Origin of the sequence: Litchfieldella rifensis, from assembly GCF_042646605.1 — a bacterium.
Taxonomy (GTDB): domain Bacteria; phylum Pseudomonadota; class Gammaproteobacteria; order Pseudomonadales; family Halomonadaceae; genus Litchfieldella; species Litchfieldella rifensis.
This window is the reverse complement of record NZ_JBHRUG010000048.1, coordinates 39,766-54,554: the sequence shown is the minus strand read 5'-3', so window position 1 is coordinate 54,554 and position 14,789 is coordinate 39,766. Positions and strand designations below refer to the sequence as shown.

The window sequence follows — 14,789 nt, the reverse complement described above, 5'->3', positions numbered from 1 at the left end:
ATTGAAGTCCGACAATCGTTCGGCCGATGCCGTTCAAAGTCCATGTTCGGATAACCTCCAGGGACCCCATGGCAAGAATCGAAGAAATCTACTGGTTGCGCTTTTATGGCTGTATCGCCGTATTTTGCTTCCACTTTCTGGACCGGCTCAACCAACATATCGACAACGTCTATGTCGATCTGGCGCGGATTCCCACGGTGCTGGGTACCCCCGCCTTCATCTTCATCTCGATCTTCCTGTTCTCCGTCCGTTACGCCAAGACCATTCCCGAGGGCTTCCTCGCCAACCGAGTCAAGTACGTGATGGTGCCCTATGTGGTCTATGGCCTGATCTATGCCGGCACCAACTACGTGAACGTCAACTATACGAACGTCGACACAAGCCACGGCGAAATCGGTTTCGTGGCCAACTTCATCGAGTATCTGATCTATGCCGGCTGGCATGGTTATTTCCTGATCATTGCCACGCAGTTCTACGCCTTCTACTGGGTATATGCGCGCTATGATCTGGAACGTTTTCTTCCCGCCGGCCCCTGCCTGGCGATCGGTAGCCTGATCAGCATGTCGTACTGGGGCCTGACAAGACTCTTCGACATCGACCCGCCCGGTTACTTGCTGTGGATCGCCCCCCTGGGTTGGATCTACTTGTTTTTCCTGGCCGTGCTGCTGGCCCGTTACTACCCGAACCAGGAACGGGTCATGCTGCTACATTGGCTGTCTTCTCCAAAGTGGCTGGCGGGCTTCGTCAGCCTCGTCATATTGCTGTCTCTGCCGAGCTGGTTGGAATATTCTTCCAAGGAAGTCTGGGTGGTGCCCTTGTTCATCCTCTTTACCCTGTACTTCATGCGTTATCTCAAGGATCGCCCAGCCACACCGATGGTCAAGAAGATCAACGAGTTCTCTTTCGGTATCTACTTGACCCACCCACTGTTCTTCGGAATGGTCGATTTCGTCGACCACTGGGCACACTTGCCGCTGGTGCTCTACTCGGCATTGCTGATCGTGGTCGGCTTCCTCGGCTCGATAGGCTTCAACATCGTGGCCAACCAGGTACCCGGGGGAGGACTGCTATTCGGCAAGCAATTGACGGTCCGATAGGCTCGGGCTCAGAACAGGCCGACGATATGTCCTTGGGTGTCCAGCTCCATGCGCGTCGCGGCAGGCTGCCGCGGCAATCCTGGCATGGTCATGATATCGCCGCACACGGCGACCACGAAGCCGGCACCCGCCGATAGGCGCACCTCGCGCACATCCAGCCGATGCCCTTCGGGGGCGCCACGCGCCTGGGGGTCGCAGGAGAAACTGTACTGGGTCTTGGCGATGCACACCGGCAAGTCGCCATATCCCAGGTCCTCGAAGGTCTGCAGCCATCGCGCGGCAGCGGGATGCAGAGTGATATCGTCCGCCCCATAGAGCTCTGTCGCCACCGTGCGGATCTTGTCGGCCAGCGACAGCCTGTCAGGATACAGGCATCTGACATGGGGTGCCGGCGCCTCGTCGAGCTGCTCGCTCAACGCTTCCGCCAGCGTCATCGCCCCGGCTCCGCCGTGAGCCCAGTGCGACGTTTCCAGCGCCTGAACCCCCAGTTCGGCGCACATCGACTTCAACAGGTCGAGTTCTTCCCGGGAGTCCGAGTCGAAAGTGTTGATGGCCACGATCGGAGACAAGCCAAAATGCCGCAGATTGTCCACATGACGGCGGAGATTGCTGAACCCTTGGCGTACCCTGTCCGGGTTGGGCATCCCCCAACTCTCCTTGTCGGCACCGCCGTGGAATCGCAGGGCCCGCAGAGTGCAGACCAGTACCGAGGCATCGGGGGACAGGCCCGATTGCCGGCACTTGATATCGATGAACTTCTCGGCCCCCAGGTCCGCTCCGAAGCCCGCCTCGGTGACGACGACATCGTTCAACGCCAATGCCGCGCGAGTCGCCATCACCGAACTGCAACCATGGGCGATATTGCCGAAGGGTCCACCATGGATGAAGGCTGGATTGTGTTCCAGGCTCTGCACCAGGTTGGGTTGCAGGGCATCCCTGAGCAACACCGCCATGGCCCCAGCAGCCTCCAGGTTGTGAGCGGTGACCGGGGAGCCATCGCGACGGTAGGCGACGATGATCCGTCCCAAGCGATGCTCAAGATCGTCGAGATCATTGGCCAGACACAGGATCGCCATGACCTCGGAAGCCACGGTAATATCGAAGCCATCTTCGCGCGGTATGCCATTGCCCGCGCCGCCAAGGCCGATGGTGATGTGACGCAAGGCGCGGTCGTTGAGATCGATCACCCGTTTCCAGACGATTCGCTGGGGATCGATGTCCAGCGCATTCCCCCAGTGCAGATGATTGTCTAGCAACGCAGCGAGAAGATTGTGTGCCGAAGTGATGGCGTGGAAGTCACCGTTGAAATGCAGATTGATGTCTTCCATGGGCACGACCTGCGCATGTCCACCACCGGCCGCGCCGCCTTTCATGCCGAAACAGGGGCCCAGTGAAGGTTCCCGTAGGCAGGCTGCTGCCTGTATCCCCAGACGGTTGAAAGCGTCTGCGAGGCCGACGCTGGTCGTGGTCTTTCCTTCACCGGCAGGTGTGGGACTGATGGCGGTCACCAGCACCAGCTTGCCTTTGGGGCATTCCTTCAGCGAGGCCAGGTAGTCATGAGACAACTTTGCCTTGTAATGACCATAGGGAATCAACGCTTGGGCGGGAGTGCCGAGCCTTTCTTCGGCCAGTGACAGTATCGGCCGCATCAATACGGCACGAGCGATCTCGATATCCGGTGTGCCAGGAGCCAGAGCCGTGACCAGTTGATTGAGGGAGGTATTCATGATCCACCACCGATGGCACTGCTGTGAAGTTAGCACTTCCTTATCGGCTCTTGACGATTTGCGCCAACAATGGTGTCAGGATGCGACAGCCCCTCTCGTCAGGCATGCTCTTGGACGACGCCGGACATCCCAAAACCGGCATCTCTCATCGCCTCAGGCCATCGCTTCGTAGGCCCGTCTGAGACGGTAGAATTCATCGACGATGGCTTCCATGGCATCGGCATCGTAGTCGCGCAGGCCACTGACCACCAGCTTCTTGGAGCCGCTACCGATGGTCTCGGCGCCCGATGTCATGCGAAATTCCAGCAACGCCTCGCCACGTTTGCCGATCACCTCGAACGAGGAGTCCGCCAACTCCAGGCCTGGATCGAGAGCGTCGAGCCGGTCCAGGGCGAAGCCCATGCTGTCGTAGATCACCAGCGGACGCTGGGGATTGAACATCACGCCCTGCGCTTCCATCAGCGGCTTCAGATAATGCGGAAAGTTCTTGCCGGAAAAGGCCACGTAACGCCGGGTAAAGGCTTCCACCACCGACTCGTCATGGGTCGACTCACCGCTACGCTCGACCTTGAGATAGACCTTCCCGGTGTCATCCTCCACCTGGATGCCCCCATCGGCATGCTCACGGAAGTGGAGTGCCACCCCGGCGCCGACCATGCTGAGAAAGCGAAACGTCATACGCTGGGACAGGCCGAAACGCGCCAACACCAGAGCAAACAGCAGGTCTCCGGGCACGCAGAAGCGGCGCGCATCCGGGTTGTGGATCGGGTTGTAATCGCCTGCAACCCGCTTGGCGAAGTGGCTGGCCTGCTCGGCGGAAATACGGATACGACCGTCCGTGAGTGTATGGAAGTTGTCAAGAAACATGCGTCGTCTACTTGCGCCTCAAGGTAAGAACCCGCACTTGGCACGGGACACTGATCGCGGTTATACCACATCGGGGTCCATGACTTCTTTGATCGGACGACCATCAAAGGCCAAATATCCGACGACTCCTCCCATAGTGTAAGCCGCAAGGCTGATGACACCCAGGCCCTCAAGCATTCATCCCGAGTGGTTCAACGTCTACCAGACCGTGGATATCTGGTTGACCACCCATGAAACCGGTGGAATCAGCGAGCGCGATTTCCCCCTTGCCAAGCAAATCGACCGACTGGGGAAGTGACGGCACCGACGGGCAGCGAGCACCGTCGCTTTGGGTACTGAGCCTAATGTAGCGGAGTTTCCATGTACGCCTTCATGGTAGCATCGGGCTTCCTTTTTTCCTGGCTAATAAAAACCGCTACCTCCATGCATATCAACGTATACCCCCCGTCCGTCCCTCGATACCTGCCCACCCTCTGTCTCGCTGCACTGGTCCTGTTCTTCAGCCCTCCCGTGCTGGCAGCAGCCACCGGCGCGCTGAACATGACCGGCACCAACGTCGGCATCGTCGCCCTGGCCATCTTCGTCCTCGCCTATCTACTGGTGATGGGCGAGGAAAAGTTGCACATGCGCAAGTCCAAGCCGGTGCTGGTGGCGGCAGGGATCATCTGGGCCCTGATCGGCTGGGTCTATGTCAGCGCTGGAATGCCCGATGCCGCCGAGCATGCCTTTCGTGAGACACTGCTGGAATTCACCGAACTGATGCTGTTCCTGCTGGTGGCAATGACCTACATCAATGCCATGGACGAGCGGCGCGTCTTCGATGCACTGCGCGCCTGGTTGCTCCAGCGTGGATTCAGCTATCGCAGTCTGTTCTGGATCACCGGTTCCCTCGCCTTCGTTATTTCCCCGGTGGCCGACAACCTGACCACGGCACTGTTGATGTGCGCGGTGGTGACCAAGGTGGCAGAAGGCGATCACCGCTTCATCAACCTGTGTTGCGTGAATATCGTCGTTGCCGCCAATGCCGGCGGTGCCTTCAGCCCTTTCGGCGATATCACCACCCTGATGGTGTGGCAGGCCGGGCTGGTCAAGTTCTATGAATTCTTCGATCTGTTCTTGCCTTCGCTGGTCAATTACCTGGTGCCGGCCATGGCGATGAGCCTGTTCGTCAAGAAACACCGGCCCCATGCGCATCACGAGCCCATCGAGCTCAAGCGCGGCGCACGACGCATCATCGCCCTGTTCCTGCTCACCGTGGCCAGTGCCGTGGCCTGCCACACGCTGCTGCACCTGCCGCCGGTACTGGGCATGATGACCGGTCTGGGATATCTGCAATTCTTCGGCTACTATCTGCGCCGCACCCTGCCCCGCTCACTGGAACGCAAGCGCAATATCGCAGTACGCCGTGGCGACAGACAGGCCCTGGAACGCCTCGGTAGCGTAGTGCCCTTCGACGTCTTCAATCGTATCGCCCGAGCCGAGTGGGATACGCTGCTGTTCTTCTATGGCGTGGTGATGTGTGTCGGCGGACTCGGCTTCATGGGCTACCTGGCAATGCTCTCGGAGGTGCTGTACAGCCAGTGGGATGCCACCGGCGCCAATATCATCCTCGGGCTGATGTCGGCGGTAGTCGACAATATCCCGGTGATGTTCGCCGTCTTGACCATGCAGCCCGAGATGTCGCATGGCCACTGGCTGTTGATCACCCTGACCGCCGGTGTTGGCGGCAGCCTGTTGTCGGTGGGCTCCGCTGCCGGCGTAGCGGTGATGGGGCAGGCACGTGGCTCCTATACGTTCATGGGCCATCTCAAGTGGGCCCCGATGATCCTGCTGGGCTATATCGCTAGCATCCTGGTCCATTTGTGGCTGAATGCCGAGAGCTTCACCCAGTTCGGGTGACACCGTGTAGAGACTAAACCGGCACAACGCCTTCATGTGATGTAACTTGAATGGTATTAGTGTGTAGAATCGGTGCCGCTGACATATCGGGCTGATTCCTTGGATGTTTCAGAAAGCTTCATAAAAAAGGCTGAGCGGTAGAGGCATGAGGGGCAGCAAGGGAGGAAGGACCATCGAGACACCACCGACAATCAGGTATCTGACACCTGTTCCGAACCCTGACCCCACTCCCGCTCCTCGGGAACCGGGGTCGTCAGCCAGGCGCCATGCGTGCTGATCTTCCGTGGTCTTTCGGCCTCGGTAGCCTTGCCGGCGGATGGACCCGAGCGGAGTCACGGACCATGCCCGTATTGATACTTGGCCTGGTGTTGATCTTTATGGCCCTGTTGACGCCCTCGGCCGGGTTCGCCGACGAGGAGTCGGTGGTGCTGGTGGCTCACCCGGCGGTGGGCACCAGTACGCTGAATCGCGATACCGCGCGTGCCATCTTTGCCATGCGCCAGCGTACCTGGCCCGATGGCCAAGCCGCACGCGTCTTCGTGCTTCCCAATGACCATCCCGTTCATGCCCGCTTCGCCAAGGAACTCCTTGCTGTCTATCCGCATCAGCTTCAGTTGTCCTGGGACCGCTTGGTCTTCTCAGGCACCGGTCAAGCACCGACTCGCGTTTTCTCCCAGTCCGAGATGTTGGAGCGTATCGCTGACACGCCCGGCGGCCTGGGATATCTGGAAAGGGAGCACCTGGATGATCGTGTCCAAGTCATATCGATGGAATGACACCTGCGCCCGCCTGGCACTGTGCGCCCTGATTGCAGGGTCCGCCAGCCCGGCCTTGGCCGATGGCATGCTGGATACCTTGCAGGTACACGGCTTCCTGAGTCAGGCGCTGGTCATCACCGACGAGAATGACTTCTTCGGCCCCAGCAGTGATGGTGGCAGTGTCAAGTTCACCGAAATCGGTGCCAATGCCTCGTTTCGCCCGCATCAGGATGTACTGGTAGCCGCCCAGGTATTGAGCCGCCGGGCCGGGGGGGACGGCAGCGATGCACAGCCGGTGCTGGACTATGGCGTGATCGACTATCAAATGATCTCGGATCAGCATCGCAGCTTGGGGTTTCAGGTTGGGCGCTTCAAGAATCCCTTCGGGTTTTACAACCAGACTCGTGATGTCGCCTTTACCCGGCCCAGTATCCTGCTGCCGCAATCCATCTACTTCGACCGCACTCGGTCGCTGGGGCTGGCCGCCGACGGTGTAAGCCTGTACGCGGAGGAGCGTCTGCCTGCTGGAACCCTCCGCTTCCAGGCAGGCATCGGCACCCCGCAGACGGATAACGACCTCGAACAACAATTGGCCCCGACCGATCAAGAACGCTCGGTGGATGGTCGAACATCCTACATTGGACAACTGCTCTACGAACACGAGGGCGGAAATATTGTCGCCGCCTTGAGTGCTGCCAGCGTAAAGGCTCGATTCGACTCCCCTCCCGAGGCACTCGGTACGGGAGAGTTTCGTTTCCGGCCCTGGATTCTGTCGCTGCAATACAATGAAGAGCTCTGGAGCCTGACAGCCGAGTATGCGTTACGCTCATCAAGCCTCACGGGGCTGAATGCCTTCAACTTCGATATTACTGGCGAAAGCTGGTATGTGCAGTACACTCGCCGCTTTCATGACGACTGGCAATGGCTGGTCCGTTACGACAGCCTGACCAATAACCGTGACGACCGTTCGGGAAAGGCCTTCGAAGCAATTGGCGCCGGCCCCGCCCACTCCCAGTTCGCCGACGACATTACCTTGGGCTTGCAATGGACCGTGCATCCTCAGGTACTACTGGCGGCGGAATATCATCATGTCGATGGAACCGGCTGGCTTCCTCTCCAAGACAACCCCGACCCCCGGGAAACCAGCCGTCGCTGGAACATGTTGCTATTCCAGCTTTCACTGCGATTCTGATCTTCCGACAGTTGCTTGGAAATGGTGTCGAACTGCCAGGAATGCGCGAGGATGACTAAGACGAACACCACTGACAAACGTCATAGGCTTAGCCTGACCTGGCGCGTCATCACCCTCACCAGCCTGTTGCTGCTGGGGCTCGCTACCCTGTTCACCTATATCGGTCATGACAGCCTGACACGCCAATTCCAGCAAAGCCGCGATGCCCATCTCAAACGCCAAGAACAGGAAATCAGACTCGCCCTGAGCCGCTCGGAGGAGAGCTTGCGCCAACTGGCCAGTCTGGTGGCAGCCTCCCCCCGATTGGGGCCGGCCCTTGCCTCCGGCGATCAGATAGCGATCGCCGAGTCGCTTTCCTCCCAGTGGCCTACCATGCAACTCGAGACCGGTCTCGATGAAATCCTGGTCTTCGATGCGCGGGGACGAATCATGGCTTCCTGGGGGGAAGGACTGGCAGATGACGAGCGCCCTATCAAGAACTGGGCACAGCAGGTCATGTCGTCCGAAACCCCACTGACGGCTCGACGCTGTTCCATGGACTGCCGTCAGTACGCCACCGTGCCAGTGTTGGTTGCCGGCGACAGCGTCGGCCTGGTGATGGTCTCCCGCTCGCTGGCCGACGTGACCCGTCAGGCCCAGCAGGTGTCTGGAAGCGATGTGGCGCTTCTGGTCAGTGGCCGGCCTGCGCCGAAGTATCTGGCAGAAGACCGCAGCATCGAAGCCTGGAACGGGCATCTCGAAACCTTGACGCATCAGGAGCAAACCCTACCCTTGCTGCAGGAAGCGGCCAGCCGCACGTCTCTCCAACGACTACTGGACACCCCGCTGACGCTTCGACACCAGGGCCGTTACCATGAACTGACCGCGATCCGCATGGCAAGCAGCAGCGAACGCCGCGTCAGCGACTATTTTCTGCTGATTTCCGATATCACCGACCAGCTCGAGGCTATCGATCAGGACACGCGCACCATCCTTGTGGCTGCATTGGGCGGCTGGCTGGCTGCCGAATTGATGCTGCTGGCGATTCTCTGGCGACCCATGGCACGCCTGCGTCGCCTGGCCGGCGTTCTGCCCGCCTTGGCTCAGGGAGGCTTTGCAACGGCCAGGGCGACTATCCAGCGTCCGAGGAAGCGACTGCCCGACGAGATCGATGTACTCGACGGCACCACCCTGGACCTGGCCAATCAGTTGGAGACTCTGGAAGACGAGGTCCGCTCACGCGGCGAGCAGTTGGCCGCGCGAGTGAAAGAATTGGCGCAAGAACGTGACTTCGTTGGAGGGCTGCTGGACACGGCACGGGTCTTCATTCTCACCCAGGATGACAACGGACGCATCACCCTGGTCAATGACTACGCCCTGTCGATGCTCGGCCTGACCCATGATGCGCTGATCGGTCAATGCTTCGATGCCGTCTTTACTCGCGATGATCACCCCCTACCCGAACCCGATGGCAGCCTGCAGGAGGAGCGCACCCTGCTGATTCCAGGCCAGCAGCAGCGCACCATTGTCTGGTACCATGCTCCACTTTCCTCCGGCGATGACCGTTCGATGGCACGCATCTCGGTGGGACTCGACATCACCGAGCGCAAGGCAGCCGAAGCACGTCTGACCTGGTTGGCGCAACGCGACCCGCTCACCGAGCTCTACAATCGCCGCTTCTTTCAGGAAGCACTCGTGCAAGCCTTGGCAAAGGGACATACGGGTGCCGTGTTGTTCCTGGACCTGGATCAATTCAAGGATGTCAACGAGCTCAGCGGCCACCATGCCGGCGACCGTCTGCTGCGTATGGTCGCCGACACGCTGCACCAGGAGATCGGTCGGGAAGGCGTGATCGCCCGTCTCGGGGGCGATGAATTCTCGATGCTGTTGGAAGGGGCCGATGCCGAGCGGGCAATACGCATCGCCCAGCATATCGAGCAACTGCTCGACAATATCGGTCTCACCGTAGCCGAACGCCGGCATCGCGCCATCGCCAGTATCGGCATCGCTCTTTATCCAATGCATGGCGATACGCCTGCCGACCTGATGGCAAGCGCCGATGTGGCCATGTACAAGGCCAAGGAAAGTGGCGTTCAACGCTGGCATCTGCTTGCCACCATCGAGCGCGCCAAGGACGAACTGCAGCAGCGTGTCTACTGGGTGGAGCGCATTCGCAAGGCCCTGAGACACGATGGTTTCGAGCTGATGGTACAGCCTATCGTACGCCTGGCCGACCGCGATGTTCAGCACTATGAGGTACTGCTGCGCATGCGCGACGAGGATGGCAGCCTGGTGTCGCCTGGCCATTTCATTCCCATCGCCGAGCGCAGCGGTCAGATCGTGCAGTTGGACCGCTGGGTGTTGCGCGCCAGCCTGAAAATTCTCAAGGCCGTACAGCACCGGGGCATCAGCCTGGCCATCAACCTTTCCGGGCAGTCGCTGCATGACGACGATTTCAAACAGTATCTTGCCGATGAGTTGGCGGCCAGCGGTGCCGACCCGCGCCATCTGATTCTCGAGGTCACCGAAACGGCCGCCGTGACCGACTTTGCTACTGCCCGCGGCGTAATGCACGGCATCCGGGAGCTGGGCTGCCGGACGGCACTGGATGACTTCGGGGTAGGGTTCAGCAGTTTCCACTACCTGAGCCAACTGTCCGTCGACTACATCAAGATCGATGGCTCCTTCATTCGCAGCCTCTCGACCAGCACCGACAGTCGGGTGATCGTCAGGGCCATCGCCGATATCGCCACGGGCTTCGGCAAGCAGGCTATCGCCGAGTTCGTCGATCAGGAAGTTCTGATATCATTGTTGCAAGAGTACGGCATCACTTATGGCCAAGGCTTCCATCTTGGACGCCCAATGCCTGCTTGCGATACTTTCGGGATCATTCCTTGAGTATTGGTTACTCATGGATAGACATCCAATTCATCAAGGAATCAGTCCTATGAAAATTGGCTCACCACCGTCACATAACCATGGAAAAAGCGATATTCTTTTCAAGAGATTTATAGACGAATTCAGCTTTAAACTCTCAGACACAAAAGAAGAGAAAAGCAAAGTTTTTGGTTTGCGCTACAAGGTGTATTGCGAGGAGCTAGGCTATGAAAAACCGTATAAAGAAAACCAAAAACTGGAAATAGATAGTCATGACGACACTTCATATCACTGCTTGCTGACGCATAAGAAAAGTGGCCTATCTGCAGGATGCATGCGGCTCGTCATTCCCCGAGAGTCAGGTCCTTACCCACTCGATGTTCTCCCCTTGGAGCAAAGCTGTTACAGCAGCTTGAAGCATCCAGAAATTCACCCTCGTCTTATGCCTGAAAGCAGGATATGCGAAGTGTCACGCCTCGCCGTCCCTCTTCATTTCAGAAGACAAAAAACGTTAAATAATGAGGAAATATCGAGCCACATTGAACACCAGGATATCAGCGCTGAACACAGCCAGCTATTTCCGCTTATCAGCATCAGCCTCTTTCTGGCGGCAACTGCACTCGTTGGCATCGTGGAGCGGCATCATGTCTTCGCCATGATGGAGCCTCGCTTTGCCCGTCTATTGGGAAGGTTCGGTTTGAAATTTAACCGGATTGGCGAAATCATAGATTATCATGGCAGTCGGGCGGCATATTACATTGACCAGCGCCAAGCCGAGATAACCATGAATCCAAGCTTGCACCCGCTCTACCTGCATATTCATGAAACTCTGAGCCAACAGTATGCTACGGCATTCCTGCATCAACGACATGCAACCGTGACGAATTATTGAGTTCCACTTTGAGATGCTCTGCAACAGATGAAAGATAAGGTCCCGGAGTCAGCTGATCAGGCCACCTGAACAGAATGATGGCCAACACGTTACGATGCTCGCCACGCTCAAGATCGTTACTGCCACTTGGTGAGGGAATCATCCGTGTCTCTGGATTGTAGGCACGCACGAGCGCGGCTTCGATTCTCTCGATAGCCGGATGTTCCTGCTGCCCGGCCAGCAGAAAGCTAATGCCCACCTCAGCATAAATATCCTCGGTAGTCTCATCGAGAATGCGCGGTAGACTGTCTTCGAACTCCTCGAGTATCCAGGCAAATTCCTGCCCACTCACCGGCTGTTGATAATAGCGGCTGGCGGCGATCACGAAATGGGTCATGCCGTAGATCTTGTTGCGATACTCGGCATTGGACAGCATGGCATCTCGCTCGGGAGGATACTGTTCGCGAAAGGCCGTGACGACCTCGCCGCGCAGATCGTCGATCCCCAGTTGATGCAGGTAATAGACGATATTGGCCACTTGGGCCGCATAGACCCGCATGACCGCCGGATCGGTCAGGAAGGCACGAAAATCCACCGTCGCCAGATAGTCCAGAGCTCGCTCGTGACCTGCCAGAGGCGGAGACTCCAATAGCTGGTAGTACTCGAGCTGGACCAGGCGAAATAGCAGATTGCGGGCAAATGCGATTTCGCCCCACTCGCCCAGCATCTGCTTGCGGGCCCGCTGCTTGTCGGTACGGGTAGGGTAGTCGGCGATCAGGGCCTGACTGCGTGATAGCGCATAACCAGGCTGTGCAAGTCCCTCGATATCCTCGCGCAAGCCAGGGATCAGACGCTTGGCATAGCCTCGATTGAGCGGCAGGTACTTTTCATCGCCGGTGATGCGGTACAGCCGCTGCGCATAGTGGCGTTGCTTGGATAGCGGCAGGGTGAACAACTCGGCCTCGTAGCGGGCCTGGATCTGGCTGGCGATATCGACTTGCGGCGCCGGCCTTGTCAGTGGCGAGGTGCAGGCCGCGAGCCACATCGCGACCACCAGCACGCAACCGAGCTGCAGGACATGCTGACGAGGGGCTATCTTGCGCTGCGGTCCTTGCATTGGTTGCTCCCTGCAACGAAGTGACTGCGCAGAGTATAACCATCAACGCCGACAGCGCGAAGCCGTTCAGGGTCAGCTTCGCGGCGGCGATGGCCAGGCAGTCATGACGCCTCGCCAGGTTTCGAACGCCCTGGCCAGTTGCAACGTCAGGCGATCGGCGAAGCGCGGCCCGATGATCTGCACACCGATGGGCATGCCGGCGTGGCTGAACCCCGCATTCAGCGACACGGCAGGCTGCTCGCCCATGTTCCATGGCACGGTGTAGACGATATGCTCGAAGGGACGTTGGGGGTCGTTGGTCGGCGAAACCCAGCCGGCGGGAAAGGCGACGTTCGGGGTGGTGGGCGACAGCACCGCATCGACGTCGTCGAACACTGCCTCGGTGGCACGACGCATGTTCAGGGTCTGCTGGAACCCGCGTACTGCTTCGACGCCACTGAGCCGTGCCCCGTCACCGGCCCAGGCCAGGATCTCGGGCAGTACCTTGGCACGCTCCTCGGGCCCCAGGAGTTCGAGCTCGCTCCACTGACGGGCCCGCCAGAAACGGTCCAGGCCGTCGAGCATCTCGCGGGTCATGACCGGCGCCAGAGGGACCAGGGTCGCACCGGCGCGCTCGAACTGCCGCGCAGCGGCCTCGACGACATGGCGGATTTCCTCGTCCAGGGGCAGGCCACAGCCGGCATCCAGCATCACCCCCAATCGCATACCGCCGACCTCGCAGGCGAGATCCTGCCAGTCGATGGTTTCCGGTGGCAGCCGCATGGCATCGCGGCGGTCGCTACGCGATAGCGTGGCCATCATCAGCGCGGCATCATCGACGCAGCGAGTCATCGGCCCGGCGCAACGCCCGACATAGTAGGGGTCGATGGGGATACGCCCCAGGCTCGGTTTGAAACCGACGATGCCGCACCAGGCCGCCGGCAGACGAATGGAGCCGCCGATATCCGTGCCCACATGCAGGGGGCCGTAGCCAGCGGCTGCCGCCACTGCCGCTCCCGAGCTCGAGCCGCCGGGATTGCATGCCAGGTTCCAGGGGTTGCGCGTCAGCCCGTGAAAGGAGGAGCGGCCGGAAGACAGCATGCCGTAATCGGGACAAGTGGTCTTGGCCACCAGCAGGGCGCCATCCTCGTTCAGCCGCGCCGCAGGCGGCGCGTCCGCCACCGCCGGAGGATGGTCCCCGGCGAGGGTGCCATGCGGCACCGGCAAGCCGTGCGTGGCGATCAGTTCCTTGAGCGTCACCGGCACCCCATCCAGCGCCCCTCTCGGCTCGCCACGCGCCCAGCGCTCGGTGGCTGCCTTCGCCGCCTGCCGTAATCCATCGGGATCATAGGCGTAGAGTGCGTTCAACTCAGGTTCCCAACGCTCGATATGGGCCGTCAGTGTCTCGACGTATTCCAGCGGGGAAAGAGTCTTGCAGCGGTAGGCTGCCAGCAGTTGCGTTGCGGTCAGGCTCAGGCAGTCATCCATGGCGCACACCTTTCGTCATTGGACGTGTTGCGGGTTGCCTTTCTGCATGGTGACATTCACGTCAGGCTGTAGAGGTTGCGTGCCCGATCGAGATGGGACCGCATCTCGCGGATCGCCGCCGCTTCGTCGTGGGCCCTGATCGCATCGAGAATCCGCGCATGCTCCTCCAGGGTGATGTGCTCGTTGCCTTTCCAGTGCAGTACCGTGGCATGAAAGTGCGCCAGCCAGTTGAGCATGGCATGGCTGACCGCGACGAAGATCGGATTTCCCGTGATTTCGGCAATCGTGGAGTGAAAGGCCATATCGGCCTTGATGAAGGCGCCGGTATCGCGGTTCAGCTCGGCGCGCTGTCTTTCGAGTACGGCTTCCAGGCTGGCGATGTCCGTGTCACTGGCCACTCTTGCGGCCCGCGCCACCATGCCCAGTTCGAAAAAGGCCCGGGCTTCCTTCAGATGCTCCAACGATTGCGGCGAGCTGGAAAGCATGTGCATCGCCGTCAGGTCGATCTGTGCCAGCATTTCTGAAGCGGTGGGCGCGATTACCCGCGGACGCTGGCCGTGCTGGATCGATACCAGGCCCAGCCGCTCCAAGTCCTGCATGGCCTCGCGAATGGCCGGTCGCCCCACGCCGAACAACTCCATCAGTTCCCGTTCCGAGGGCAGCAGATCGCCGGGGACATATTCGCCATTGAGCAGCATGGCATAGAGCCGATCGAAGACTTCATCGGACAGCTTGCGGCGCGGGATCTTCAAGACATCACTCATGATAACGGCCTTCAGTCAATGATCGGCAAGATCGCAGCATACCCAGCAAATCACCGGCAATCAGCGCCACCACGACTAAAGTTGTGTTTGACAGACTGGCATACTTATTATGTCATTATACCAGTTTCCCAATGATAACCCCCTCACATTTCCTCAATAGCTTCACATCACACT

Annotated in this window: 12 protein-coding genes; 7 read left to right on the top strand and 5 right to left on the bottom strand. The window is 59.4% G+C overall.

What is annotated here, in order from left to right:
• Positions 1-68 precede the first annotated feature (68 nt).
• A complete protein-coding gene (locus ACFOEV_RS19930) occupies positions 69-1,097 on the top strand; it encodes an acyltransferase family protein (RefSeq protein WP_386776645.1) in 1,029 nt (342 codons plus the stop codon).
• 8 nt (positions 1,098-1,105) lie between these two features.
• Here ACFOEV_RS19930 and ACFOEV_RS19925 read toward each other — a convergent pair whose 3' ends face one another.
• Both ACFOEV_RS19925 and ACFOEV_RS19920 read right to left on the bottom strand, forming a co-directional pair.
• Positions 1,106-2,824 carry a formate--tetrahydrofolate ligase gene (locus ACFOEV_RS19925; RefSeq protein WP_386776644.1) on the bottom strand — a complete coding sequence of 573 codons (1,719 nt, stop codon included), beginning with the start codon at positions 2,822-2,824 and terminating at the stop codon, positions 1,106-1,108.
• Positions 2,825-2,977: 153 nt separating this feature from the next.
• Positions 2,978-3,691, bottom strand: coding sequence for a DUF3581 domain-containing protein (locus ACFOEV_RS19920; protein WP_386776643.1), 714 nt, complete (start codon positions 3,689-3,691; stop codon positions 2,978-2,980).
• Positions 3,692-3,845: 154 nt separating this feature from the next.
• Here ACFOEV_RS19920 and ACFOEV_RS19915 point away from each other — a divergent pair, with 154 nt between their 5' ends.
• The 6 genes from ACFOEV_RS19915 to ACFOEV_RS19890 all read left to right on the top strand — a co-directional run bounded on the left by ACFOEV_RS19915 (position 3,846) and on the right by ACFOEV_RS19890 (position 11,288).
• Positions 3,846-3,989 carry a 4a-hydroxytetrahydrobiopterin dehydratase gene (locus tag ACFOEV_RS19915; RefSeq protein ID WP_386776642.1) on the top strand — a complete coding sequence of 48 codons (144 nt, stop codon included), beginning with the start codon at positions 3,846-3,848 and terminating at the stop codon, positions 3,987-3,989.
• Between the two features lie 125 nt (positions 3,990-4,114).
• On the top strand, positions 4,115-5,590 hold the full coding sequence (gene nhaD, locus ACFOEV_RS19910; protein ID WP_386776641.1) for a sodium:proton antiporter NhaD: 1,476 nt from the start codon (positions 4,115-4,117) through the stop codon (positions 5,588-5,590).
• Between the two features lie 341 nt (positions 5,591-5,931).
• Positions 5,932-6,366, top strand: coding sequence for a hypothetical protein (locus ACFOEV_RS19905; protein WP_386776640.1), 435 nt, complete (start codon positions 5,932-5,934; stop codon positions 6,364-6,366).
• Positions 6,335-7,540, top strand: coding sequence for a hypothetical protein (locus ACFOEV_RS19900; protein ID WP_386776639.1), 1,206 nt, complete (start codon positions 6,335-6,337; stop codon positions 7,538-7,540). The genes ACFOEV_RS19905 and ACFOEV_RS19900 overlap by 32 nt, the downstream gene beginning before the upstream one ends.
• A gap of 51 nt (positions 7,541-7,591) precedes the next feature.
• Positions 7,592-10,417, top strand: a complete 2,826-nt coding sequence (locus tag ACFOEV_RS19895) for a bifunctional diguanylate cyclase/phosphodiesterase (RefSeq protein ID WP_386776638.1) — start codon at positions 7,592-7,594, stop codon at positions 10,415-10,417.
• A 49-nt stretch (positions 10,418-10,466) separates the two neighbouring features.
• The gene (locus tag ACFOEV_RS19890; protein WP_386776637.1) at positions 10,467-11,288 is read left to right on the top strand and encodes a PEP-CTERM/exosortase system-associated acyltransferase; all 822 of its coding nucleotides are present in this window, start codon (positions 10,467-10,469) and stop codon (positions 11,286-11,288) included.
• On the opposite strand, the gene ACFOEV_RS19885 is transcribed toward ACFOEV_RS19890, so the two are convergent.
• The 3 genes from ACFOEV_RS19885 to nanR all read right to left on the bottom strand — a co-directional run bounded on the left by ACFOEV_RS19885 (position 11,242) and on the right by nanR (position 14,615).
• Positions 11,242-12,384, bottom strand: a complete 1,143-nt coding sequence (locus ACFOEV_RS19885) for a DUF3541 domain-containing protein (protein WP_386776636.1) — start codon at positions 12,382-12,384, stop codon at positions 11,242-11,244. The two genes, ACFOEV_RS19890 and ACFOEV_RS19885, sit on opposite strands and share 47 nt — an antisense overlap.
• A 72-nt stretch (positions 12,385-12,456) precedes the next feature.
• Positions 12,457-13,851: an amidase gene (locus ACFOEV_RS19880; protein ID WP_386776635.1), complete on the bottom strand. Its 1,395-nt coding sequence runs from the start codon at positions 13,849-13,851 to the stop codon at positions 12,457-12,459.
• A gap of 56 nt (positions 13,852-13,907) precedes the next feature.
• Positions 13,908-14,615, bottom strand: a complete 708-nt coding sequence (nanR, locus tag ACFOEV_RS19875; protein ID WP_386776634.1) for a transcriptional regulator NanR — start codon at positions 14,613-14,615, stop codon at positions 13,908-13,910.
• Positions 14,616-14,789 lie beyond the last annotated feature (174 nt).